This window comes from Streptomyces sp. MNU76 (assembly GCF_020982545.1).
Lineage (GTDB): Bacteria > Actinomycetota > Actinomycetes > Streptomycetales > Streptomycetaceae > Streptomyces.
On sequence record NZ_JAJKLK010000019.1, the window covers coordinates 167542 to 191374 of the forward strand.

Here is a 23833-nt window from a genome sequence, read left to right on the forward strand (position 1 = left end):
GCGCCTCGGAGCTCGGGGCGTCCGTCGTCGGGCGGCCTCGGTCGTGCGTGGTCGCTCGCGCAGTTCCCCGCGCCCTTTGAAGGGCGGCCCCGCGCCCCTGAAGGCGGCCCTCGCGGGCCGCCCTGGGGACGCGTGATGTCAATCGGCCGACGGCACCTGGGTCTTGAGCAGTGCCGGCAGCCGGGTGGTGCGTGGCTTCGCGGGGATCTCGGCGACCGCGCGGGGCAGGGCCTGCTCCACCCCGTGCACGACGGACAGGTGCCGCTCGGCGCGGCCGAAGGCCGTGTAGACCCAGGGGCGCGTGAGGGCCTGCGCCGCGTCACCCGGCAGCACCACCACCGCCGCCGGCCACCGGTGTCCCACGGCCTGGTGCGCGGTCAGCGCCCACCCGTGCCGCACGGTCTGCTCCACCCGCTCCTTCGGTACGACCACGGCCACACCGGCGCACTCCAGGTGCAGCCCCTCGGCGTCGGCCTTCACCACCCGGCCGGGAGTCGTACGACCCGGGGCGGGGGAGTGGGCCACACGGTCGCCCGGGTCGAAGCCGCCGAAACGGCCCGGTCCGGGGTTCAGCCGCTCCTTGAGCGCGGCGTTCAGCGCACGCGTACCGGCGGCGCCCCCGTGCCCGGGGGTGAGCACCTGGACCTGTTCGGCCGGGATCCCGAACGCCCTCGGCACCGAGTCCACGACGAGCTGCGCGGTCCGGTGCACGGCCTCACCGGCGTCCCGCACCGGCACGATCACGACCTCCTTGCCGGGCGCGTCGACCTGGTTCAGCTCGCCGATGCCGATGCCGGAGACCAGTTCACCGATCGGCCCGGGGTCGGGTGTCCGCGAGGCCACCTGCGGGCAGGTCCGGGCGGCGAGCAGATCGGCGAAGACCCGGCCGGGCCCGGCGGACCAGAGCACTCCCGGGTCGCCGCTGAGCACCAGCCGGGAACCGTCGGGCATCGATTCGACGAGCAGCGCGGCGGTCTCGACGTCCAACTGGGGCGCGTCCAGCACCACGAGCAGATCCAGGTCGAGCGCGCCCTCCATGTCACGGCCTGGTCCCTCGGCGCCGGACAGCAGCCCGGCGAGGGTCGCCACGGCGGTGTCGCCCCCCTCGGCGGGGTCCCCGCCGTCGGCGGAGCCCAGCTGTGCGGCGAAGCGGCGCACACCGTCCGCGCTGTGCGTCGCCGCGTACGCCCGCAGTCCGAGCGACCGGGCGGCCGTGACGAGCGCCGCCGGCTCCGCGCGGGCCGCCTCGCCGCCGGTGTGCAGCACGAGCCCGTGCCCCGCGACGGCGCGGATCAGCTCGGCGGCGGAGCGCGGTGCCGACGCGGCCGCCGAGGACCAGTCGACCGGATCGTCCTTATCGTCCTTGGGCAGGGAGTTCATGACGCGGGCGAGGCCGTCGGCGAGGCTCTCCTCGGCGAGGGCGTACCGTTCCAGGCCGATGAGGACGCGGACCGGGCGCTCCTCCTCGGCCTCGCCGTCCTCGCCCTCGTCGTCGGCTGGAGAGTCGGCGGCCGGTCCGGGGGGCGGTGTGGGACGTTGCGCGGCCGGGGCGTCGTCCAGGGCGTCCTGGAACACCAGGGCCTCGCCCTCGGCCACGGTGCTCTGGACGGCCTCGTCGGGGTCGGGGACGGAACGCCGACCGAGCGCGCCGACCAGGGCCGGGGCCTCCAGCGCCGTGTGCCCGGCCACGGCGGCCTGCTCCAGCAGCCAGACAGTGACCGCCCGGCCCCGCCGCTCGTCGTCCGGGCCGCACTCGGCGCCGAGCAGGGCCCGCGCGAACCCGTCCGCCTGCTCGGGCCGTACGCCCGGAACGCGCAGCAATTGCCAGGGATCCTCGCGCAGCAGGGCGCCCGCGCCCTCGCCGAGCGCCTCGGCGACCTGCGGCACCAGTTCCTGAGGAGCACCGCCCTCGGCCAGCACCGCGCGCACCGCCTCGACGGTCTCGCCCGACGGAACCGCCGCACCGGCCGGGGGCGCCACGGGCTGCGGTCGCCGCGCCGGTTCCGGTGCGGGCGGACGCGGCGCGGGCTCCGGCTCGTCGAAGACGGTGGCCGTGGGCTTTCGGCCGCCCTCCACGGCCCGTACGGCGGCCAGTAGATCGGCGGCCGTCCCGCTGAGCTTGGCTCCGCTCGTGATCGGTTCCTTCTTCTCCGCCTTGCGCCGCTCGATCCGCTCCCGCTCAAGCCGCTGGGCCGCCAACTCGGCCTGCGCCTCGGAGACTTCGGAGGCGCCTTCGGACCCGCCTCCGGACGCGGCTCCGGATGTTTCGGATGCGCCTTCGGACGGGTCTCCGGAGGCTTCGGAGACGCTTTCGGGTGCGCCCGGGTCGTCGGTGTCGGCGGAGCCTTCCGGAGTGCTCCCGGCGGTTGCGTCGTCGGGTGCGTCGGAGCGCGTGGTGTCGCCCTGGCCCCCCGGCTCGTCCGTCCCCGTGGTCGCGGGCTCCGTGCTCACAGCGTGCTCCAGTCGTGATCGGGATAGCGGTGCACGGGCGCCGACACATCGTCGAGAGCCCGGCAGATCTCGTCAGGAAGACTAAGGCTCTCCACTGACAATGCCCCCGAGAGCTGCAGCGCGTTGCGCGCGCCGATGATGGGCGCGGCCACGCCGGGCCGGTCGCGCACCCAGGCGAGGGCCACCTGGAGCGGGGTCACGGCGAGACCGTCCGCGGCGGTCTGCACCGCCTCCACGATGCTGGTCGCCGTCTCGTCGAGGTAGGGCGCGACGAACGGCGCCATGTGCTCGGAGCCGCCCCGGGAGTCGGGTGGCGTGATGTGGCGGTACTTGGCGGTCAGCACCCCACGTCCCAGCGGCGACGAGGGGAGCAGGCCGACGCCCAGGTCCAGCGCGGCGGGCAGCACCTCGCGCTCGACGCCGCGTTGCAGCAGGGAGTACTCCAGCTGCGTACTGGCCAGGCGGGTGCGTATGCCGGGGGCCGCGAGCTGCCAGGTGGCCGCCTTCGCCAGCTGCCAGCCGCAGAAGTTGGAGACGCCGACGTACCGGGCCCGGCCGCTGCTGACGGCCAGGTCGAGGGCCTGGAGCGTCTCGTCGAGCGGTGTCTCGGGGTCGTAGGCGTGGATGTGCCAGAGGTCGACGTAGTCCGTGCCGAGGCGGGCGAGGGAGGCGTCCAGGGCGGCGAGCAGATGGCCCCGGGAACCGTCGAAACGGCGGTCGGGGTCCGGGACGCTGCCGGCCTTCGTGGAGATGACCAGGTCGCGGCGGGGTACCAGACCGTCCATCAACTGCCCGAGCAGATACTCGGCTTCGCCGTCCCCGTAGACGTCGGCCGTGTCCACGAGGGTGCCGCCCGCCTCCCAGAACACCTTCAACATGTCCGCGGCGTCATGCTCGTCCGTGTCGCGGCCCCACGTCAGGGTGCCGAGCCCGATCCGGGACACGCGCAGGCCGGTACGGCCGAGATGCCTCTGCTCCATGAACGCCGAGATTACTGGCCACGGTTCGCCGTGTGGGGGCCTGTGGACAACGGATTTCCCCAAGGAGCGTTCGTTGTCCACAGGCCTGGTGGGGGCTGGTCGCGCAGTTCCCACTCGCCCGCACTCGCCACACAACCTGCGTCTCCGGAACTCTGGCGCGGCACAGCCCGGTAGGGTCGGCGGGACAAAGACGTTACTGATCGGTATGGGGAAGGCGGGTCTATATGAAGCTCGGGATCAACCTCGGCTACTGGGGCGCCGGAATGGATGGGGACAACCTGGCCGTGGCCCAGGAGGCCGACCGCCTGGGGTACGCGGTCTGCTGGGCGGCGGAGGCCTACGGCTCGGACGCCGCCACCGTGCTCAGCTGGGTCGCCGCCAAGACCGACCGCATCGACGTGGGCTCCGCCATCTTCCAGATCCCGGCCCGCCAGCCCGCGATGACCGCGATGACCGCCGCGACGCTGGACTCGCTCTCCGGCGGCCGCTTCCGCCTCGGCCTCGGCGTCTCCGGCCCCCAGGTCTCGGAGGGCTGGTACGGGGTCAAGTTCGACAAGCCGCTCGCCCGCACCCGCGAGTACGTGGAGATCGTCCGCAAGGCGATGACCCGTGAGCGCCTGTCGCACGACGGCGAGCACTGGACGCTGCCGCTGCCCGGCGGCCCCGGCAAGCCGCTGAAGCTGACCGTGCACCCCACCCGTGAGCACATCCCGCTGTACATCGCCGCGATCGGCCCGAAGAACCTGGAGCAGACCGGCGAGATCGCCGACGGCGCCCTGCTGATCTTCCCCTCGGCCGCGCACCTGGAGGACACGGCGATCAAGTACCTGCGGGCGGGACGGGAGAAGGCCGGCAAGACCCTCGATGGGTTCGACGTCTGCCCGACCCTGCCCCTCGCCGTCGGCGCCGACAAGGACGTGGCGACGCTCGCCGACACCTTCCGCCCGTACACCGCGCTGTACGTCGGCGGCATGGGCAGCCGCAAGCAGAACTTCTACAACCAGCTCGCCCAGCGCATGGGGTACGAGAAGGAGGCGGCCGAGATCCAGGACAAGTACCTGGCGGGCGACAAGACCGGGGCCGAGGCGGCCATTCCGCACGAGCTGATCGACCAGACCGCGCTGCTCGGGTCGGTGGAGCGCATCGCCGACCGGATGAAGGCCTACGCCGCGGCCGGGGTCACCACCCTCACCCTCGCCCCCGCGGGGTTCACCCTGGACGAGCGGATCGCCTCGCTCCGGGCCGGCACCGAGGCCATGGAGCTGGCCGGGCTCGCGTAACCCGAACGGAGCAGCGACCGACGCGCCCCGAAACCGGCAGGAATCGGCCGGACCGGGGGCTCGGAAAGTTCCGCGGCCGTGGTGGGGGCTCGGGGTCTTCCCCGCCACGGCCGTCACGGAGGACAACGCGGCGCGTCCCGCTCGGTTACGCGTTCGCGCCGCCCCGGCATCCTTCGTTCGGCGGATTTGTCCGACACAGCTGTTGCCCGGCTCCTGTTACCCCATTTGACTCGTTTTCTGCAGGACCCCTCCAGGACCCCTGCAGAGAGGTGCCTCAGATGCTTTCGGCCAAGAGTCTCTTCCAGGAGATCATCGACAACGACGAGTCGTTCCGGCTGTTCTGCTCGATCGCCGCCAGCGGCGAGACACAGGGCGGCTGGGAGAACGCGCGCATCGCGGCGCTCGTCCCGCAGAGCGAGCGCGCACTCGCACCGAAGATCACGCGCCACGGCGCGGACGAGGACAAACACGGGCGGATCTTCAACGCCCTCATGAAGAAGCGCGGCCTCCGACCGGTGGAGGTCCCGCCCGAGACCGACTACACGATGCTCCTCGAACGCCGCGGCATCGGCCTCGCACACGAGAAGCTCAAGGCCGACCAGGCCCTGACACAGCGGGACATCATCGTCTACCTGTCCCACAGCCGGGTCACCGAACAGCGTGCCGCCGACCAGATGGTGATGCTCCGCAAGCACTTCGCGGACCACCCCGAGATCGGCAAGGCCGTCCGGATGATCTCCGACGACGAGGACAACCACCTCGCGTACACCCACGAGGAACTGCTGCGCTACGCGGCCGCCGGACACGGCCGCCTGATCCAGCGGACCCTGCGCGAGTGCGCGCTCGCCGAGATCGCCGTGTACCGGGACGTCAGCCTCGCCGTGATGGACCGCATGGGGCGCGTCCTCGGCTGGCCGAAGGCGAAGGCCGCCGTCCTCGCGGCGGGCATCCACGCCGCGTACGCCTACGAGCGGGCCTTCGGCTGGCGCCGCTTGGTGACCCTGGCGATGCCGGAACGCCGCGATGCCCTGGGCGGACCGGCGACCGCGGCCCCGGAGTTCGCCTGAGGGCCTCGCGCACCCGTACGCGCGTGGGGCGCCGCCGCCCACGCGCGCGTACGGCACCGCGTACGCCGCGTACGGCACGAGGGCGGCACACGGCTGCGTGGGGTCCTCAGAGCTACAGCCAGCCCCGCCGCCTGAAGAGCCGGTACACCAGCACCTCCGTCATGACCATCAGCGCCATCAGCGCCGGGTACGACCACACCCAGCGCAGTTCGGGCATGTGCTCGAAGTTCATGCCGTAGACACCGGCGGCCATCGTCGGAATCGCGGCCATCGCCGCCCAGGCCGAGATCTTCCGCATGTCGTCGTTCTGACGGACGCTCATCTGCGCGAGATGGGCGGAGAGGATGTCGGAGACCAGCCGGTCCAGGCCCTCGACGGACTCGTTGACGCGGGTGAGGTGGTCGTTGACGTCACGGAAGAAGGGCTGGGCCTTCTCCTCGACGAAGGGCACCGCGAGGGTGGAGGTGCCGGTGCCCGACAGCCGGACGAGCGGTGCGGCGAGCGGGCCGGTGGCCCGGCGGAACTCCAGGACCTGGCGTTTGAAGGTGTAGATCCGGGACGCCGTGTTCCGTGAGCCGCCGACGTCGGGGGAGAAGACCTCCGTCTCCAGTTCCTCCAGGTCGGTCTGGAGCTCGGTCGCCACCTCCAGATAGTGGTCGACCGTGGCGTCCGTGATCGCGTACAGCACGGACGTGGGCCCCTTCCCGAGCAGTTCGGGCTCCTGCTCCAAGCGCCGTCGTACGACAGCCAGGGGGGAGCCGTCGCCGTGGCGGACGGTCACGACGAAGGCGTGGCCGAGGAAGACCATCACCTCACCGCTGGTCACGGTGTCACTGGCCGGCTCGTACACGACCGGCTTGAGGACCATGAACAGCGAGTCGTCGTACACCTCCAGCTTGGGCCGCTGGTGGGCCTTCAGGGCGTCCTCCACGGCCAGCGGATGCAGCGCGAACTCCTCGGTGACCAGGGCGAACTCCTTCTCCGACGGCTCGTGCAGGCCGATCCACACGAAGCCGCCCGAGGCACGGGCGGCGGCCAGGGCGTCGGAGAGGTTCTCGGGGCCCTCGGTGCGGTGCCCGTCGCGGTAGACGGCGCAGTCGACGATCACGGGGAGTTCCTTTCGCAGGGCCTTGTCCACAGAGCGTTGTCCACGGAGCCTTGTGCACGGAGCGTTGTCGCAGAGCCTCGTTCACCGAGCGTTGTCCACAGGGCCGGGGCCTGCGTCGGGCGGGCGTCTAGGCTGGGGCGCATGCCCACGTTGATCCTTGTCCGGCACGGACGTTCCACCGCCAACACCGAGGGTGTGCTCGCCGGGTGGACGCCCGGGGTCGCGCTCGACGAGCGTGGCGCCGCGCAGGCCGCGGCGCTGCCCGGCCGCCTCGCCGGGCTGCCGATCGCCGAGGTCGTCACCAGCCCGCTCCAGCGCTGCCAGGAGACGGTCCGGCCGCTGCTGGACGCCCGGCCCGGTCTCGCCGCGCACACCGACGAGCGCATCGGCGAGTGCGACTACGGCGACTGGTCCGGCCGCAAGCTCGCCGAGTTGAACGACGAGCCGCTGATGGAGGTCGTCCAGGCGTATCCGACGGCGGCCGCGTTCCCCGGCGGGGAGTCGATGCGGGCCATGCAGCACCGGGCCGCGGAGGCGGTCCGCGAGTGGAACGCGCGCGTGGAGCGCGAGCACGGTGCCGACGCCGTGTACGTGATGTGCTCGCACGGCGACATCATCAAGTCGCTCGTCGCCGACGCACTCGGACTTCATCTGGACCTCTTCCAGCGGATCTCTGTCGAACCGTGTTCCATCACCGCGATCCGTTACACCCGACTCAGGCCGTTTCTCGTCCGGCTCGGCGACACCGGGAACTTCTCGTCCCTGGCGCCGCGCGAGGAGCCCCCGAGCGGTGACGCGACCGTGGGGGGCGGTGCGGGGGCACCGTGATCGTCAACCGCAGTAGGGTGAAGCGGTCGCGGCGGCACTGAACCCCCTCAGCAGCCGGCGCGTTCGGTCCCGACGTCGATTCCAATGGAGACAGGACGTGTCCCGTCAGGTGTTCCTCTACGACCCCCCGGACCGCTTCGTGGCCGGTACGGTCGGGCTGCCCGGGCGCCGTACCTTCTTCCTGCAGGCCTCCTCCGGGCAGCGTGTCACCAGCGTCGCCCTGGAGAAGACCCAGGTCGCCGCGCTCGCCGAGCGCATGGACGAACTGCTGGACGAGGTCGTGCGGCGCAGCGGCGGCAGCGCCGCGGTGCCGGCCGTCGCCCCCACCGAGGTGTCGGACACGGCACCGCTGGAGACCCCCGTCGAGGAGGAGTTCCGGGTCGGCACCATGGCACTGGCCTGGGACGGCGACGAGGAGCGGATGATCGTCGAGGCCCAGGCCCTGGTCGAGCTGGACGCCGACTCCGAGGAGGACCTCGCGGAGGCGGAGGAGCGGATGCTCCAGGACGAGGAGAACGGCCCGCCGATGCTCCGCGTCCGCCTCACCGGCACCCAGGCCCGCGCCTTCGCCAAGCGCGCGCTCGACGTCGTCAACGCGGGGCGCCCGCCGTGCCCGCTGTGCAGTCTGCCGCTCGATCCGGAAGGACACGTATGTCCGCGCCAGAACGGATACCGGCGCGGGGAGTGACCTCCTCCGCCGAGCCGTCGCCCACCCCGTCGGTCGAGCAGTCGGTCACCTTGCTGGCCGAGGGCGAGCTGACCGTGCGCGGCCAGGTGCGGGAGGCGTCCAACGCGGTGCTGTACTGCACGGTCGCGCACGAGGGTCGCGAGGCAGCCTGTGTCTACAAGCCCGTCGCCGGGGAGCGGCCCCTGTGGGACTTCCCCGACGGGACGCTCGCGCAGCGGGAGGTCGCCGCGTACGAGGTGTCCGAGGCGACCGGCTGGGGGCTCGTCCCGCCCACCGTGCTGCGGGAGGGGCCGTACGGGCAGGGCATGTGCCAGCTGTGGATCGAGGGCGTGCCCGGGGCCGAGCTGCTGGCCCTCGTCGACGGCGAGGAGGCCGGGGAGGGCTGGAAGGCCGTCGGCTTCGCGGAGGTCGGGGACGGCGAGACCGCGCTCCTCGTGCACGCCGACGACCAGCGGCTGCGGCGGCTCGCCGTCCTCGACGCGGTCGTCAACAACGCCGACCGCAAGGGCGGGCACCTCCTGCCCGCCGCGGAGGGACGGCTCTACGGCATCGACCACGGAGTGACCTTCAACGTCGAGAACAAGCTGCGGACGCTGCTGTGGGGCTGGGCGGGGGAGCCGCTCACCGAGGAGGCCGTGGACGTTCTGGAGCGGCTGCGGGACGCGCTCGGGGAGGGCGGGGCGCTGGCGGCGAAACTCGTCGCGTTGATCACACCGGCCGAACTGGGCGCCACGCGCGAACGGGTGGCCGCGCTCCTGAAGAGCGGACGCCACCCGGAGCCGAGCGGCGAGTGGTTGGCGATCCCCTGGCCCCCGGTCTGAGGGCACCGGTGCCCGGGGCTGAGGGGCGGGGCGTGCCCCGTAGGGGCGCGGGGAACTGCGCGATCAGCCACCTACCTGGGCGCAGTCGCAAAACAGGGCGTACCCCCGAGTGCTCAGGCGCCCGGCATAGCCGCGCAGCGATCGGGTTAGGCTCGTGGCATGCATGCCTGGCCCGCTTCTGAGGTCCCCGCCCTGCCCGGCAAGGGCCGCGACCTTCGGATCCACGACACCGCGACCGATGGGCTCATCACCCTTGACCCCGGTCCCGTCGCCCGTATCTACGTCTGCGGTATCACCCCGTACGACGCGACCCACATGGGTCACGCGGCGACCTACAACGCGTTCGACCTCGTTCAGCGCGTGTGGCTCGACACCAAGCGGCAGGTTCACTACGTCCAGAACGTGACGGACGTCGACGACCCCCTGCTGGAGCGGGCCGAGCGCGACGCCATCGACTGGGTGGCCCTCGCCGAGAAGGAGACCGCCCTCTTCCGCGAGGACATGACCGCCCTGCGGATGCTCCCGCCCCGCCACTACATCGGCGCGGTCGAGGCCATCCCCGGCATCGTTCCGCTCGTCGAACGGCTCCGTGACTCCGGCGCCGCGTACGAACTCGAAGGGGACATCTACTTCTCCGTCGAGTCCGACCCGGACTTCGGCAAGGTCTCGCGCCTCGACGCGGCCACGATGCGGCTGCTCTCCGCCGAGCGCGGCGGCGATCCGGACCGGCCGGGCAAGAAGAACCCCCTCGACCCCATGCTCTGGATGGCCGCCCGAGAGGGCGAGCCCAGCTGGGACGGCGGCTCCCTCGGACGCGGCAGGCCCGGCTGGCACATCGAGTGCGTCGCCATCGCCCTCGACCACCTCGGCATGGGCTTCGACGTGCAGGGCGGCGGCTCCGACCTCGCCTTCCCGCACCACGAGATGGGCGCCTCGCACGCGCAGGCGCTGACGGGCGAGTTCCCCATGGCCAAGGCGTACGTCCACGCCGGGATGGTCGCGCTGCACGGCGAGAAGATGTCGAAGTCCAAGGGCAACCTGGTCTTCGTCTCCGCGCTCCGCCGCGACGGGGTCGACCCGGCCGCGATACGGCTCGCGCTCCTCGCCCACCACTACCGCTCCGACTGGGAGTGGACCGATCAGGTGCTCCAGGACGCCGTGGCCCGCCTCGACCGGTGGCGCGCCGCCGTCTCGCGGCCCGACGGACCGCCCGCCGAGGCCCTGGTCGAGGAGATGCGCGAGGCCCTCGCGAACGACCTGGACGCGCCCACCGCGCTCGCCGCGGTCGACCGCTGGGCCGCCCTCCAGCAGGAGCGGGGCGGCACGGACGAGGGCGCGCCCGGTGTGGTGTCGCGCGCCGTGGACGCGCTCCTCGGCGTGGCCCTGTGAAGCCGTTGCAGTAACGACTCTGCACAGGCGTCACCGAAGAACGACCCCGGCACACGCGTCGCCCACGCCACGCGCGCCGGAGGGACATCGACGGGGCGCGTCCTCCGACCGGAGGACGCGCCCCGTCGCCATGCGGCAGGGCCGCTCGCGGGGCGGGCGGCGGGATCCCGCCCCGCCGGACACGAAGACGCGGTGTCAGAACAGCAGTTCGGGGTGCGGGGGAGGAGCTGATCGGCCGAGCCGACCGGACCGTCACCATCCCGGCCGCGCGTCGTCCCCGGGCTGTCAAGGCGCTGTCGGTCGACGGGCGAAGGGCTGCGGGGCCGGTCGGCATGTGATGGGGTGACAGACGTCAGTTGAAGCCGGACCGGCCAGCTGCCGGTCCCTTCGTGGAAGGGACGCACAGTGGCACCCCGCTCCCCCGCACTCCCTCTCGGCTCGCCCCACCCCCACCTCAGTAGGCGAAGACTGCTCACGACGTCGGCCGCGACCGCCGGCGCGCTGCTCGTCGGGGCCTCCGCCGCGTCCACCGCCTCCGCCACCGGCTCGGCCACCGGGGACCCGTGGCCCGACGTCATCCCCCTGCCGAACGGCTTCCGCCCCGAGGGCATCACCATCGGCACCGGCCCCTACGCCTACCTCGGCTCCCTGGGCGACGGCTCGATCTACCGCGTCGACCTGCGCACCGGCGCGGGCCGCGTCGTCTCGGCGGGCCCCGGTACGCCCTCCGTGGGGCTCAAACTCGACGACCGGGGGCGGCTGTTCGTCGCCGGGCGCGGCCAGGGCGCCCGGGTGGTGGACGTCCGTACCGGCGCGATCATCGCCTCGTACACGCTCACCACCAGGACGCCGACCTTCGCCAACGACGTCTTCCTCACCCCGGGCGCGGCCTGGTTCACCGACTCGTTCCAGCCCGCCCTCTACGCCCTGCCGCTCGGCCGTGACGGCCGGCTGTCGGGTCCGGACGAGGTCGTCACGGTATCCCTGAGCGGTGCCTGGACCCAGACGCCGGGCGAGACGGTCAACGCCAACGGCATCACCCGCACCCCGGACGGCAAGGCCCTCCTGGTCGTCCAGTCCGGCGTGGGCGGACTCCACCGGGTCAACCCGAGGACGGGCGTCACGACCCTCGTCGACCTGGGCGACGCGGCCCCCCTCGCCAACGGCGACGGCCTGCTGCTGCTCGGCCGGCGGCTCTACGTGGTGCAGAACCGGCAGAACGCGATCGACGTGTTCCACCTCTCGGCCGACGGCCGCAGCGGCATCTTCGAGGGCCGCCTCAGCGACGCCGACTTCGACGTCCCGACGACGGTCGCGGCCCACAAGAACCGCCTGTACCTGCCCAACGCCCGCTTCACGACCACTCCGACCCCGGACACGACGTACGCGGTGGTGTCGATCAAATGCTGAGCGCCTGACAACTCCCGGTGCATTGCCCCGCGCCCTGAAAGGGGCGCGGGGAACTGCGCGACCAGCCACAACAAACCCGCAGAGCGCGCGCAGCGTCACAGCAACGGCATCCCCCGGAGCGCTACTCCTCCGACGAATCCTCGGCGTCGCCCTCGCTCTCGTCGGCGGCGTCAGGCCGAGCCGGCTTCGGCGGCCGTGTACGGCCACCGGGGTTCTCCTTCGGGTTCCACGCACCGGCCCCCGCGTCACCCCCGTCAGCCGTGGCATGCCCCCCGGCCGGACCGGCGGAGCCGGGCCCACCGTCACGGCGCCGCAGATACCGCTCGAACTCGCGAGCGATCGCCTCGCCCGACGCCTCCGGCAGCTCCGCCGTGTCCCGGGCCTCCTCCAGCGTCTGCACGTACTCGGCGACCTCGCTGTCCTCCGCCGCCAGCTGGTCCACGCCCACCTGCCAGGCGCGCGCGTCCTCGGGCAGCTCGCCCAGCGGGATGCGTACGTCGATGAGGTCCTCCAGGCGGTTCAGGAGGGCCAGCGTCGCCTTGGGGTTCGGTGGCTGCGACACGTAGTGCGGCACCGCCGCCCAGAGCGAGACCGCGGGGACACCGGCGTGCGTGCACGCCTCCTGGAGGATGCCGACGATGCCCGTGGGGCCCTCGTACTTGGTCTCCTCCAGGTCCATCCGCTGCGCCAGGTCCGGGTCGGACGTGACACCGCTGACCGGGACCGGACGCGTGTGCGGGGTGTCGCCGAGCAGCGCGCCCAGCACGACCACCAGCTCCACGCCCAGCTCATGGGCGAAGCCCAGCAGCTCGTTGCAGAACGAGCGCCAGCGCATGGACGGCTCGATACCCCGGACGAGTACGAGATCGCGGGGCTTGTCGCCGCCCACCCTGACCACCGACAACCTTGTCGTCGGCCAGGTGATCTTCCGTACCCCGCCGTCCAGCCACACCGTGGGACGGTTCACCTGGAAGTCGTAGTAGTCCTCGGCGTCCAGCGCCGCGAACACCTCGCCCTTCCATTCCCGGTCCAGATGCGCGACCGCGGTGGAGGCGGCGTCGCCGGCGTCGTTCCAGCCTTCGAACGCGGCCACCATCACTGGGTCGATCAGCTCGGGAACCCCCTCCAGCTCGATCACCCAGCGCCTCCTTCCGACGTGCCCTCGCGTACGCCCCAACCTTACGGCGTGCCGAGGGGGCCTCCGCAGCCCCCTTGCACGGGGGAGTGAACGGATCACTGCCCCGTTCGCACGGCTCAAACACGCGCCGGCGGCCGGAGCATCAGGTGATCAACTTCTCACAGCGACGATCGCAGCCACTGTTCCACGCTCGCGATGTGCACCGTCGCCCAGGAGCGCGCGGCGTCGGCGTCGCGGTCGCGCAGGGCGGCCAGGATGGCCCGGTGCTCGTGCAGGGTCCGGCTGACGGCGTCTTCCTGGGTCAGTCCGCGCCAGATGCGGGCCCGTGTGGTGGGGCCCGAGAGGCCGTCGAGCAGCGAGCAGAGCACGGAGTTCCCTGAGGCTTGCACGATGCCCCGGTGGAACTCCAGGTCGCCGGCGACCAGCTCCTCCACCGACGGATCAGTGCCGAGCTTGTCCAACTGGGCCCCCAAGGAGTCCAGTTGCTGCTCGCTGATCTTCAAGGCGGCCATCGCCGTCGCCGCCGGTTCGAGTATCCGGCGTACGGCGAGGAACTCCAGGACCGTGTCGTCGCGGTGGAAGTCGACGACGAAGCTCAGCGCCTCCAGCAGGAGTTGCGGATCGAGACTGGTCACATAGGTGCCGTCGCCCTGCCGCACGTCCAGGATGCGGATCAACGACAGGGCGCGCACGGCCTCGCGCAGGGAGTTGCGGGACAGCCCGAGGTCGGCGGCGAGCTCGCTCTCCTTGGGCAGCCGGTCGCCGGGGCGCAGCGCGCCGGAGATGATCATGCCCTTGATCTTCTCGATCGCCTCGTCGGTGACTGCCATGGCGGCCCCTCCTCGTCGTGTCAGGACGTTCCGATCGTTCCGGCCGTTCTAGTTGCTCCGGCCGTTCCGGTCGCTCCGGCTGATCCGGTCGTTCAGACATCCGATGTATCAGGCCATTATGAAGCCTCCGGCGTGTCTCTTCGGCCAAAGCCCCTCAGGTCGGCCGGGCCGCCGCCTCGCGGGCGGCACGGCGGAGGGAAACGACCGCGGCACCGCCCCTCGTGATTCCGGGCGGTTCTTCGAGGTCATGCCGCAGCGCACCGAGACGGTCGAGGTCCGTGACGTCGACGCCCTGGTCTCCGCCGTCCAGTGCCTCGTCGTCCGCGGGTGACAGGCGGGAGGAGCATCGTCCGGGCAGACGCGAAGGGGCGGCTCCCAGGAGAGGGAGCCGCCCCTTCGCATGGTCCGGCCCCAGAGCGGAGGGGGCCGTCCCGCTCGGCGCCGGCCCCGGTCAGGGGAGGGGCCGGGCCGAGAGTCGGTCACTTCTTGTCGAGCACGTCCTGGACCTTCGTACGGATCTCGTCCGTCGCCAGGCCCCGTATCGTCAGCGTCGTCCGGCGCCGCAGGACGTCGTCGGCCGTCTCGGCCCACTCGGTGTCGCGGGCGTAGACGACCTGCGCCCAGATCTCGGGCGCGTCGGGGTGGACGCGCTCGCCCAGCTCGGGGTTCTCGTTGGCCAGACGGGCGATGTCGAAGGCCAGGGAACCGTAGTGCGTGGCCAGGTGCCGCGCCGTGTCGGCACCCATCCGCGGGCCCGGGGCCGGACGGTCCACCAGCAGCCGGTGGGCGACCGCGCGCGGGTTGGCGACACCCGGCAGGGGCAGCTTCTTCGGCAGCGCGGAGACCGGCTCGAAGTCCTCGCCCAGCGGGTGCCCGGGCAGCGCCTCCAGCTTCTTCATGATGGTGCGGCCGATGTGCCGGAACGTCGTCCACTTGCCGCCCGCGACGGACAGCATGCCGCCCCGACCCTCGGTGACGACCGTCTCCCGCTTGGCCTTCGCGGTGTCACCGGGCCCGCCCGGCAGCACCCGCAGACCGGCGAAGGAGTAGGTGATGAGGTCGCGGGAGAGCTGCTGGTCGCGGATGGAGAAGGCGGCCTCGTCCAGGATCTGCGCTATGTCCTTCTCGGTGACCGCGACGTCCGCCGGGTCGCCCTCGTACATCTCGTCGGTCGTACCGAGCAGCAGCATGTCCTCCCACGGGAGGGCGAAGGTGATGCGGTACTTGTCGATGGGGGTGGCGAGCGCGGCCTTCCAGGGAGCCGTCCGCTTCAGCACCAGGTGCGCGCCCTTGGAGAGACGGATGGAGGGGGCCGCGTTCGGGTTCTCCATCCGGCGCAGGTGGTCGACCCACGGACCGGTCGCGTTCAGCACCAGCCGCGCGTCGACGCCGAACTCGTCCCCGGACAGCCGGTCACGCAGCTCCGCGCCGGTGACCCGGCCCTTGGTGAAGCGCAGCCCGGTGACCTCGGCGTGGTTCAGGACCACCGCGCCCGACTCGACGGCCGCGCGGACCGTCATCAGCGCCATCCGGGAGTCGTTCATCTGGTCGTCGCCGTACACGGCCACGGCCTTGAGGTTGTCGGTGCGTAGCTCGGGCACGTCCTGCGCCGCCTTGGCGGGGGAGAGGAGGTGGCCGACGCCGTCACCGAAAGCGGAGAGCGCGGAGTAGGCGAAGACGCCCGCCCCGAGCTTCGCCGCGCCGTGCGGCCCGCCCTTGTACACGGGGAGGTAGAACGTGAGCGGGTTCGCCAGGTGGGGGGCCACCTGGCGGGAGACCGCACGGCGCTCGAAGTGGTTCTCCGCCACCAGCTTCACCGCGCCGGTCTGCAGGTAGCGCAGACCGCCGTGGAGCAGCTTGGAGGAGGCGGAGGAGGTGGCGCCGGCGAAGTCGCCGGCGTCGACCAGAGCCACCCTGAGCCCGGACTGCGCGGCGTGCCAGGCGGTGGAGATGCCCAGGATGCCGCCGCCGATCACGAGGAGGTCGTACGACGCCTTGGCGAGCTGCTCCCGGGTCTCGGCACGGCTCGGGTTCGAGCCGGACGCCGGGCGCGTCCCCAGGGCAGGCAGGGTCTGCAGGGTGGTCTGACTGGTCATGTCGGGTTCTTACTCCTCATCAGAGCCGGATGTTCGGAGCCCTCGAGGGCCCCGCTCAGCTCTCGTCCTCGATCCAGCCCATGGTCCGCTCGACGGCCTTGAGCCAGCTCTTGTACTCACGGTCGCGGGTCTCCGCGTCCATCCGGGGGGTCCACTCGGCGGCCCGGCGCCAGTTGGCGCGCAGGTCGTCGGTGCTGGTCCAGAAGCCGACGGCGAGACCGGCGGCGTAGGCGGCGCCGAGGCAGGTGGTCTCGGCGACCATCGGACGGACCACGGGGGCGTCCAGGAAGTCCGAGAGCGTCTGCATCAGCAGGTTGTTGGAGGTCATGCCGCCGTCGACCTTGAGGGCCGCGAGCTCCACGCCCGAGTCCTTGGTCATGGCGTCCGTGATCTCACGGGTCTGCCAGGCGGTGGCCTCCAGGACGGCGCGCGCGAGGTGCGCCTTGGTGACGTACCGGGTGAGACCGGCGATCACACCGCGGGCGTCGGAGCGCCAGTACGGGGCGAACAGACCGGAGAAGGCCGGCACGAAGTACGCGCCGCCGTTGTCCTCGACCGTGAGCGCGAGCGTCTCGATCTCGGCGGCGGTGGAGATGAGCCCCATCTGGTCGCGCATCCACTGCACCAGCGAGCCGGTGACGGCGATCGAGCCCTCCAGGGCGTAGACCGGCTTCTGGTCGCCGATCCGGTAGCCGACCGTGGTCAGCAGGCCGCTGTAGGAGTTGATGATCTTCTCACCGGTGTTCAGCAGCATGAACGTGCCGGTGCCGTACGTGGACTTGGCCTCGCCCTCCTCGAAGCAGGTCTGGCCGAACAGGGCCGCCTGCTGGTCGCCGAGCGCGGAGGCGACCGGGATGCCGCCGAGCAGGTCGCCGAGGCGGCCGCCGGTGACCTCGCCGTAGACCTCGGCGGAGGAGCGGATCTCCGGGAGCATCGACAGCGGGACGCCGATGGACTCGGCGATCTTCTCGTCCCACTCCAGCGTGTGCAGGTTCATCAGCATGGTGCGGGAGGCGTTGGTGACGTCGGTGTAGTGCTTGCCGCCGTTCACACCGCCCGTCAGGTTCCAGATGACCCAGGTGTCCATGGTGCCGAAGAGGATGTCGCCGGCCTCGGCGCGCTCCCGCAGGCCGTCGACGTTGTCGAGCAGCCAGCGGGCCTTCGGACCGGCGAAGTACGAGGCCAGCGGCAGGCCGGTCTCACGGCGGAACCGGTCCTGGCCGACGTTGCGGCCGAGCTCGCGGCAGAGGGCGTCGGTGCGGGTGTCCTGCCAGACGATGGCGTTGTGGACGGGCTCACCGGTGTTCTTGTCCCAGAGCAGCGTGGTCTCGCGCTGATTGGTGATGCCGATGGCCTTGATGTCGTCGCGGGTGATGCCGGCCTTCTCGATGGCCCCGGCGACGACCTCCTGGACGTTCGTCCAGATCTCGGTGGCGTCGTGCTCGACCCAGCCCGGCTTCGGGAAGATCTGCTCGTGCTCCTTCTGGTCGACGGAGACGATGCGTCCGTCGCGGTCGAAGACGATGCAGCGGGACGAGGTCGTGCCCTGGTCGATCGCGGCGATGAAGGGGCCGGCGGTGTGGGCGTCGGTCACGGTGTGCTCCTGAAAGGTCAACTGGTCAACGGGCTGTACGTACGGCGCGTGCTGAGCGTTCCGCGGGACGGGTCCGTGGAACGGCGGCTCAACGGGTTTCTCAGGCGAATGCGACGTTGTAGAGGCCTGCGGCGATGGCGGCACCGATCAGCGGGCCGACCACCGGGACCCAGGCGTAGCTCCAGTCCGACCCGCCCTTGTTGGGCAGGGGCAGCAGGGCGTGCACGATGCGCGGACCGAGGTCACGGGCCGGGTTGATCGCGTAACCGGTCGGGCCGCCGAGGGACAGACCGATGGAGACCACGACGAGGGAGGTGATCAGGGCACCGAGGGTGCCGAGGCCCTTGCCCGAGTCGTTCAGACCCTGTGTGAGGACCGCCAGCACCAGCACGACGGTGCCGATGACCTCGGTGGCGACGTTCAGGACCGCGTTGCGGACCTCCGGGCCGGTGGAGAAGATGCCCAGCACGGGGCCGGCGCCCTTCTCCCGGGCCTCGATCGACTTGGCCTTGGCCTGTGTCTCCGCGTCTCCGACGATCTCCTCGTCGGTGAGGTGGGCGTGGAACTGTCCGTAGTAGGCGATCCAGACCAGAGCGGCACCGATCATGGCGCCGAGCAGCTGCCCGCCCCAGTAGATCGGGACGTCGCCCCACTCGATGCCGTCCTTCTTCAGCGCGAGCGCGAGGGTGACGGCCGGGTTGATGTGGGCGCCGGAGAGCGGTGCGGAGGTGTAGACGGCGGTGAGAACGGCAAAACCCCACCCGAAGGTGATGGCGAGCCAACCGGCGTTACGGGCCTTGGAGGCCTTCAGGGTGACGGCCGCGCAGACGCCGCCGCCGAGCAGGATGAGTAGGGCGGTACCGATGGTCTCGCCGATGAAGATGTCGGAGCTGGACACCCGCGACTCCTTTGTCCTTCGTCCAGGGGAAAGAGTTCGGCCCTTGGCGTTGTCACACTCTAGCGCGTATTGCCGGTAGGTGTTCGACAATGTCGACCGATGGACGGGAGTCTTGCTCCGGCGTTACGGGCACGTCAAGAGCTGGGTTGTCGAAAACGCGATCGTTATTGATCGAACAGGCCCGTCGATCTTGGGGCGGCTGCTGCCGAACACTTGTCCAGTGATCCAGTCTTCAGGGTGGAGGTGTAGGGCCTCCTCGCCTCGGTGTCCCGTAGGGGCGCAGCGCCGCTGCTAATGTCGCTTTGTCCGACAACGTGGTTGGCGGACCTGCCGCCGGACGGGCGGGAAGTCAGGCCTGTGGAGGCCTTGTAGGACCACCTTCGGGTGGCAGGGGCCCGTGAAGCAGGAACCCGAGGTGGCGCCGCGTAGCGGTGCTGACCGGAATCGCCTGCGTTCACGCAGGCGAGGGCGTCAAAGGCGCGTACGCGGGGTACGGCGAAGGCCGGGACACGTCACCGTGTCCCGGCCTTCGCCGTGTCGTACGGAAGGGGTCAGAACCGCCCGGCGCCCAGGTCCCGCGACACCGCGCGGGCGCAGTCCCGTACGGCCGCGATCAGCTCGGGGCGCAGCTCTCCGTCGCGGCACAGCCGCTCCACGGCGCCGGTGATGCCGACCGCGCCGACGGGCATCCGCCGCCGGTCGTGGATGGGGGCGGCGATGGACGCCACGCCCTCCCAGGTCTCCTCGACGTCGGCCGCGTACCCGCGGGCGCGGGTGAGGTCCAGGACGCCCTCGAAGTCGGACAGCGCGTGCACGGTCCGGTCGGTGAACGCCTTGCGCTCGCTCTCCAGCACCTCGCTGTGCGCCACCGGGTCGTAGGCCGACAGGACCTTGCCCAGGGCCGTGGAGTGCAGGGGCTGCATGGCGCCTATCTCCAGGACCTGCCGGCTGTCGTCGGGCCGGAAGACGTGGTGCACGATCAGCACGCCCTGCTGGTGCAGCACCCCGAGGTGGACGCTTTCGCCGCTGGACCGGGCCAGGTCGTCCGTCCAGACCAGGGCGCGCGCCCGCAGCTCGTGGACGTCGAGGTAGGTGGTCCCGAGCCGCAGCAGCTCGGCCCCCAACTGGTAGCGCCCCGAGGCGTCGTCCTGCTCGACGAACCCCTCCTGCTGGAGCGTGCGCAGTATGCCGTGGGCGGTGCCCTTGGCGAGGCCCAGCGACGAGGCGATGTCCGACAGGCCGAGCCGCCGTTCGCCGCCCGCGAGCAGGCGCAGCATCGCGGCCGCCCGTTCGAGCGACTGGATGTTCCGTGCCATCGCCGTCCTGCCTCCGTCCCCTTCGGCCGCCGTACGCGACTGAAACTTCCATCGTTCGGCAATGTCGAACACTACCGGTCGTTGCCGCCCTCTCGCTAATGGCCGTCACCAGCTTTTCGGCCACGCGCACCGTGCGGTGGCATTCTCGTGCCCCGCGGTGTCCGTCCGGTGCCCGCGGTGTGCCCGATGCGTCCGCGCGGTGTCCGAAGGGTGCCGGAACGGTGTCCGTCGTTGTTCTCGTCGTCGGAGTAAACCGCACCCGAGCGGGTGCGCCACGCCGGTCCGCCCCGTGGACGCCCCTGACCATCCGTGCCGCTCCGGGCTACGCTTGCCGCGTGCGCCTTCCGTGGGAAGCCGCAAAGCCGACAGCCGTCGCACTCCAGGGAGCAGCTCCATGGCCTCGTCGCCGAACACGTCCCTCACGTCCGCCGCCGCAGGCCGGGCCCGATCCGAGGCCCTCCGGGAGGCCCTCGCCACCCGTGTGGTGGTCGCCGACGGCGCGATGGGCACGATGCTCCAGGCGCAGGACCCCACACTGGAGGACTTCCAGCAGCTGGAGGGCTGCAACGAGGTCCTCAACGTCACCCGCCCCGACATCGTCCGCTCCGTGCACGCCGCGTACTTCGACGCGGGCGTCGACTGCGTGGAGACCAACACCTTCGGCGCCAACCTCACCGCACTGGGCGAGTACGACATCCCCGAACGCACCGCCGAGCTGTCCGAGGCCGGCGCCCGCATCGCCCGCGAGACGGCCGACGAGTACGCCGCCCGCGACGGACGGCAGCGCTGGGTGCTCGGCTCCATCGGCCCCGGCACCAAGCTGCCCACCCTCGGCCACACCACGTTCACCGCCATCCGTGACGCCTACCAGCAGAACGCCGAGGGCCTGCTGGCCGGCGGCGCCGACGCGCTCCTGGTGGAGACCACCCAGGACCTGCTGCAGACCAAGGCCTCCGTCATCGCCGCCCGCCGCGCCATGGAGACCGCCGGATACGAGGTCCCCCTGATCGTCTCGGTGACGGTCGAGACCACCGGCACCATGCTCCTGGGCTCCGAGATCGGCGCCGCGCTGACGGCCCTGGAGCCGCTCGGCATCGACATGATCGGCCTGAACTGTGCCACCGGCCCGGCCGAGATGAGCGAGCACCTGCGCCATCTGGCCCGCCACTCCCGCATCCAGCTGTCCTGCATGCCCAACGCCGGACTGCCGGTGCTGACCAAGGACGGCGCCCACTACCCGCTGACCGCGCCGGAGCTGGCGGACGCCCAGGAGAACTTCGTCCGCGAGTACGGTCTCTCCCTCGTCGGCGGCTGCTGCGGCACCACCCCCGAGCACCTGCGCCAGGTCGTCGAGCGCGTCCGGGACCTCACCCCCACCGGCCGCGACCCGCGCCCGGAGCCCGGTGCGGCCTCCCTCTACCAGAGCGTGCCGTTCCGTCAGGACACCTCGTACATGGCGATCGGTGAGCGGACGAACGCCAACGGGTCGAAGAAGTTCCGCGAGGCCATGCTGGAGGCCCGCTGGGACGACTGCGTGGAGATGGCCCGCGACCAGATCCGCGAGGGCGCCCACATGCTCGACCTCTGCGTCGACTACGTGGGCCGTGACGGGGTGGCCGACATGGCCGAACTCGCCGGCCGCTTCGCCACCGCCTCCACCCTGCCCATCGTCCTGGACTCCACCGAAGTGGACGTCATCCGGGCCGGGTTGGAGAAGCTCGGCGGCCGGGCCGTGATCAACTCGGTCAACTACGAGGACGGCGACGGCCCCGAGTCCCGTTTCGCGAAGGTGACCCGTCTGGCGCAGGAGCACGGCGCCGCGCTGATCGCGCTGACCATCGACGAGGAGGGCCAGGCCCGCAGCCCGGAAAAGAAGGTCGAGATCGCCGAACGGCTCATCGACGACCTGACCGGCAACTGGGGTATCCACGAGTCGGACATCCTCATCGACACCCTGACCTTCACCATCTGTACCGGTCAGGAGGAGTCCCGCAAGGACGGCGTCGCCACCATCGAGGCGATCCGCGAGCTCAAGCGCCGCCACCCGGACGTGCAGACCACCCTGGGCCTGTCGAACATCTCCTTCGGCCTGAACCCGGCCGCCCGCATCCTGCTGAACTCCGTCTTCCTCGACGAGTGCGTGAAGGCCGGCCTGGACTCGGCCATCGTCCACGCCTCCAAGATCCTGCCCATCGCCCGCTTCAGCGAGGAGGAGGTGCAGACGGCGCTCGACCTGATCCACGACCGCCGTGCCGAGGGCTACGACCCACTGCAGAAGCTGATGGCGCTGTTCGAGGGCGCCACCGCCAAGTCCCTGAAGGCGGGTAAGGCCGAGGAGCTGGCCGCCCTGCCGCTGGAGGAGCGCCTCAAGCGCCGCATCATCGACGGCGAGAAGAACGGTCTGGAGGCCGACCTCGACGAGGCGCTTCAGACCCGCGCCGCCCTCGACATCGTCAACGACACGCTGTTGGACGGCATGAAGGTCGTCGGTGAGCTCTTCGGCTCCGGCCAGATGCAGCTGCCGTTCGTGCTGCAGTCCGCCGAGGTCATGAAGTCCGCCGTGGCCCACCTCGAACCGCACATGGAGAAGTCGGACGCCGAGGGCAAGGGCACCATCGTGCTGGCGACCGTCCGCGGCGACGTCCACGACATCGGCAAGAACCTCGTCGACATCATCCTGTCCAACAACGGCTACAACGTCGTCAACCTCGGCATCAAGCAGCCGGTCTCCGCGATCCTGGACGCCGCCGCCGAGCACCGCGCCGACGTCATCGGCATGTCCGGCCTGCTGGTCAAGTCCACGGTGATCATGAAGGAGAACCTGGAGGAGCTCAACCAGCGCGGCCTGGCCGCCGACTACCCCGTCATCCTCGGCGGCGCCGCACTGACCAGGGCGTATGTCGAGCAGGACCTGCACGAGATCTACGAGGGCGAGGTCCGCTACGCCCGTGACGCCTTCGAGGGCCTGCGCCTGATGGACGCCCTCATCGGTGTCAAGCGCGGGGTCCCGGGCGCTCAGTTGCCCGAGCTGCGGCAGCGCCGGGTGCGCCCCGTGGCCGCGGCCACCGTCGTGGAGGACCGCCCCGAGGAGGGCCACGTCCGCTCCGACGTCGCCACCGACAACCCCGTGCCCACCCCGCCGTTCCGCGGCACGCGTGTGGTCAAGGGCATCCAGCTCAAGGAGTACGCGAGCTGGCTGGACGAGGGCGCCCTGTTCAAGGGCCAGTGGGGCCTGAAGCAGGCCCGCACCGGCGAGGGCCCCACCTACGAGCAGCTCGTGGAGAGCGAGGGCCGGCCCCGGCTGCGCGGCCTGCTGGACCGGCTCCAGACCGAGAACCTGCTGGAGGCGGCCGTCGTCTACGGCTACTTCCCCTGCGTGTCCAAGGACGACGACCTGATCATCCTGGACGACGACGGCAACGAGCGGACCCGGTTCTCCTTCCCGCGCCAGCGCCGCGGTCGCAGGCTCTGCCTGGCCGACTTCTTCCGCCCCGAGGAGTCCGGCGAGATCGACGTGGTGGGCCTGCAGGTCGTCACCGTCGGCTCCCGCATCGGCGAGGAGACCGCCAAGCTCTTCGAGGCCAACTCCTACCGCGACTACCTCGAACTCCACGGCCTGTCCGTGCAGTTGGCCGAAGCCCTCGCCGAGTACTGGCACGCCCGCGTCCGCTCCGAGCTCGGCTTCGCCGGCGAGGACCCGGCCGCGATCGAGGACATGTTCGACCTCAAGTACCGGGGCGCCCGCTTCTCCCTCGGCTACGGCGCCTGCCCCGACCTGGAGGACCGCGCCAAGATCGCGCAGCTCCTCGAGCCCGAGCGGATCGGCGTCCAGCTCTCGGAGGAGTTCCAGCTCCACCCCGAGCAGTCCACCGACGCCATCGTCATCCACCACCCCGAAGCCAAGTACTTCAACGCGCGATAAGGCCCCGGCCAGGGGGG

18 protein-coding genes are annotated in these 23833 nt (G+C 71.4%); 9 read left to right on the forward strand and 9 right to left on the reverse strand.

Features of this window, described 5'->3' with window-relative positions; all coding sequences use genetic code 11:
- Nucleotides 1–138 precede the first annotated feature (138 nt).
- Complete coding sequence (locus tag E4N62_RS27215) at nt 139–2451, reverse strand: helix-hairpin-helix domain-containing protein (RefSeq protein WP_230218926.1); 2313 nt, start codon at nt 2449–2451, stop codon at nt 139–141.
- Entirely contained in the window at nt 2448–3431 is a 984-nt protein-coding gene (locus tag E4N62_RS27220) for an aldo/keto reductase (RefSeq protein WP_230218928.1), read from the reverse strand. Before E4N62_RS27220 ends, E4N62_RS27215 begins: the two co-directional genes overlap by 4 nt.
- Before the next feature lie 224 nt (nt 3432–3655).
- On the opposite strand from E4N62_RS27220, the gene E4N62_RS27225 reads away from it, so the two are divergent.
- The gene (locus E4N62_RS27225; RefSeq protein WP_230218931.1) at nt 3656–4711 is read left to right on the forward strand and encodes an LLM class F420-dependent oxidoreductase; all 1056 of its coding nucleotides are present in this window, start codon (nt 3656–3658) and stop codon (nt 4709–4711) included.
- Nucleotides 4712–4989: 278 nt separating this feature from the next.
- Nucleotides 4990–5778, forward strand: coding sequence for a ferritin-like domain-containing protein (locus E4N62_RS27230; protein WP_230218932.1), 789 nt, complete (start codon nt 4990–4992; stop codon nt 5776–5778).
- Nucleotides 5779–5890: 112 nt separating this feature from the next.
- Here E4N62_RS27230 and corA read toward each other — a convergent pair whose 3' ends face one another.
- On the reverse strand, nt 5891–6886 hold the full coding sequence (gene corA / locus E4N62_RS27235; RefSeq protein ID WP_230218934.1) for a magnesium/cobalt transporter CorA: 996 nt from the start codon (nt 6884–6886) through the stop codon (nt 5891–5893).
- Nucleotides 6887–7027: 141 nt separating this feature from the next.
- Between corA and E4N62_RS27240 the strand changes: the two genes are divergently transcribed.
- The 5 genes from E4N62_RS27240 (at nt 7028) to E4N62_RS27260 (ending at nt 12022) form a co-directional block, all read left to right on the forward strand.
- On the forward strand, nt 7028–7714 hold the full coding sequence (locus tag E4N62_RS27240) for a histidine phosphatase family protein (protein WP_230218936.1): 687 nt from the start codon (nt 7028–7030) through the stop codon (nt 7712–7714).
- Nucleotides 7715–7811: 97 nt separating this feature from the next.
- Nucleotides 7812–8402, forward strand: a complete 591-nt coding sequence (locus E4N62_RS27245; protein ID WP_033531640.1) for a DUF3090 domain-containing protein — start codon at nt 7812–7814, stop codon at nt 8400–8402.
- Nucleotides 8366–9223, forward strand: a complete 858-nt coding sequence (locus E4N62_RS27250; protein WP_230218938.1) for an SCO1664 family protein — start codon at nt 8366–8368, stop codon at nt 9221–9223. The genes E4N62_RS27245 and E4N62_RS27250 overlap by 37 nt, the downstream gene beginning before the upstream one ends.
- A 159-nt stretch (nt 9224–9382) precedes the next feature.
- Nucleotides 9383–10612 carry a cysteine--1-D-myo-inosityl 2-amino-2-deoxy-alpha-D-glucopyranoside ligase gene (mshC, locus tag E4N62_RS27255; RefSeq protein WP_230218940.1) on the forward strand — a complete coding sequence of 410 codons (1230 nt, stop codon included), beginning with the start codon at nt 9383–9385 and terminating at the stop codon, nt 10610–10612.
- Between the two features lie 405 nt (nt 10613–11017).
- Nucleotides 11018–12022 carry an SMP-30/gluconolactonase/LRE family protein gene (locus E4N62_RS27260; protein ID WP_230218942.1) on the forward strand — a complete coding sequence of 335 codons (1005 nt, stop codon included), beginning with the start codon at nt 11018–11020 and terminating at the stop codon, nt 12020–12022.
- A gap of 121 nt (nt 12023–12143) precedes the next feature.
- On the opposite strand, the gene E4N62_RS27265 is transcribed toward E4N62_RS27260, so the two are convergent.
- Entirely contained in the window at nt 12144–13160 is a 1017-nt protein-coding gene (locus E4N62_RS27265; protein ID WP_230218944.1) for a PAC2 family protein, read from the reverse strand.
- Between the two features lie 158 nt (nt 13161–13318).
- Nucleotides 13319–13990, reverse strand: a complete 672-nt coding sequence (locus E4N62_RS27270) for a FadR/GntR family transcriptional regulator (protein ID WP_230218946.1) — start codon at nt 13988–13990, stop codon at nt 13319–13321.
- A gap of 118 nt (nt 13991–14108) precedes the next feature.
- Here E4N62_RS27270 and E4N62_RS27275 point away from each other — a divergent pair, with 118 nt between their 5' ends.
- The gene (locus E4N62_RS27275; protein WP_230218949.1) at nt 14109–14321 is read left to right on the forward strand and encodes a hypothetical protein; all 213 of its coding nucleotides are present in this window, start codon (nt 14109–14111) and stop codon (nt 14319–14321) included.
- Nucleotides 14322–14469: 148 nt separating this feature from the next.
- Here E4N62_RS27275 and E4N62_RS27280 read toward each other — a convergent pair whose 3' ends face one another.
- The 4 genes from E4N62_RS27280 to E4N62_RS27295 all read right to left on the reverse strand — a co-directional run bounded on the left by E4N62_RS27280 (nt 14470) and on the right by E4N62_RS27295 (nt 19894).
- Complete coding sequence (locus E4N62_RS27280; protein WP_230218951.1) at nt 14470–16086, reverse strand: glycerol-3-phosphate dehydrogenase/oxidase; 1617 nt, start codon at nt 16084–16086, stop codon at nt 14470–14472.
- Between the two features lie 55 nt (nt 16087–16141).
- Complete coding sequence (gene glpK, locus E4N62_RS27285; RefSeq protein WP_230218953.1) at nt 16142–17680, reverse strand: glycerol kinase GlpK; 1539 nt, start codon at nt 17678–17680, stop codon at nt 16142–16144.
- A 100-nt stretch (nt 17681–17780) separates the two neighbouring features.
- Complete coding sequence (locus E4N62_RS27290) at nt 17781–18578, reverse strand: MIP/aquaporin family protein (protein ID WP_230218954.1); 798 nt, start codon at nt 18576–18578, stop codon at nt 17781–17783.
- 551 nt (nt 18579–19129) lie between these two features.
- Nucleotides 19130–19894 (reverse strand): IclR family transcriptional regulator, encoded by a 765-nt coding sequence (locus tag E4N62_RS27295; RefSeq protein ID WP_230218955.1) that lies wholly within the window; start codon nt 19892–19894, stop codon nt 19130–19132.
- A 394-nt stretch (nt 19895–20288) separates the two neighbouring features.
- Between E4N62_RS27295 and metH the strand changes: the two genes are divergently transcribed.
- Entirely contained in the window at nt 20289–23816 is a 3528-nt protein-coding gene (metH, locus tag E4N62_RS27300) for a methionine synthase (protein WP_230218956.1), read from the forward strand.
- Nucleotides 23817–23833 lie beyond the last annotated feature (17 nt).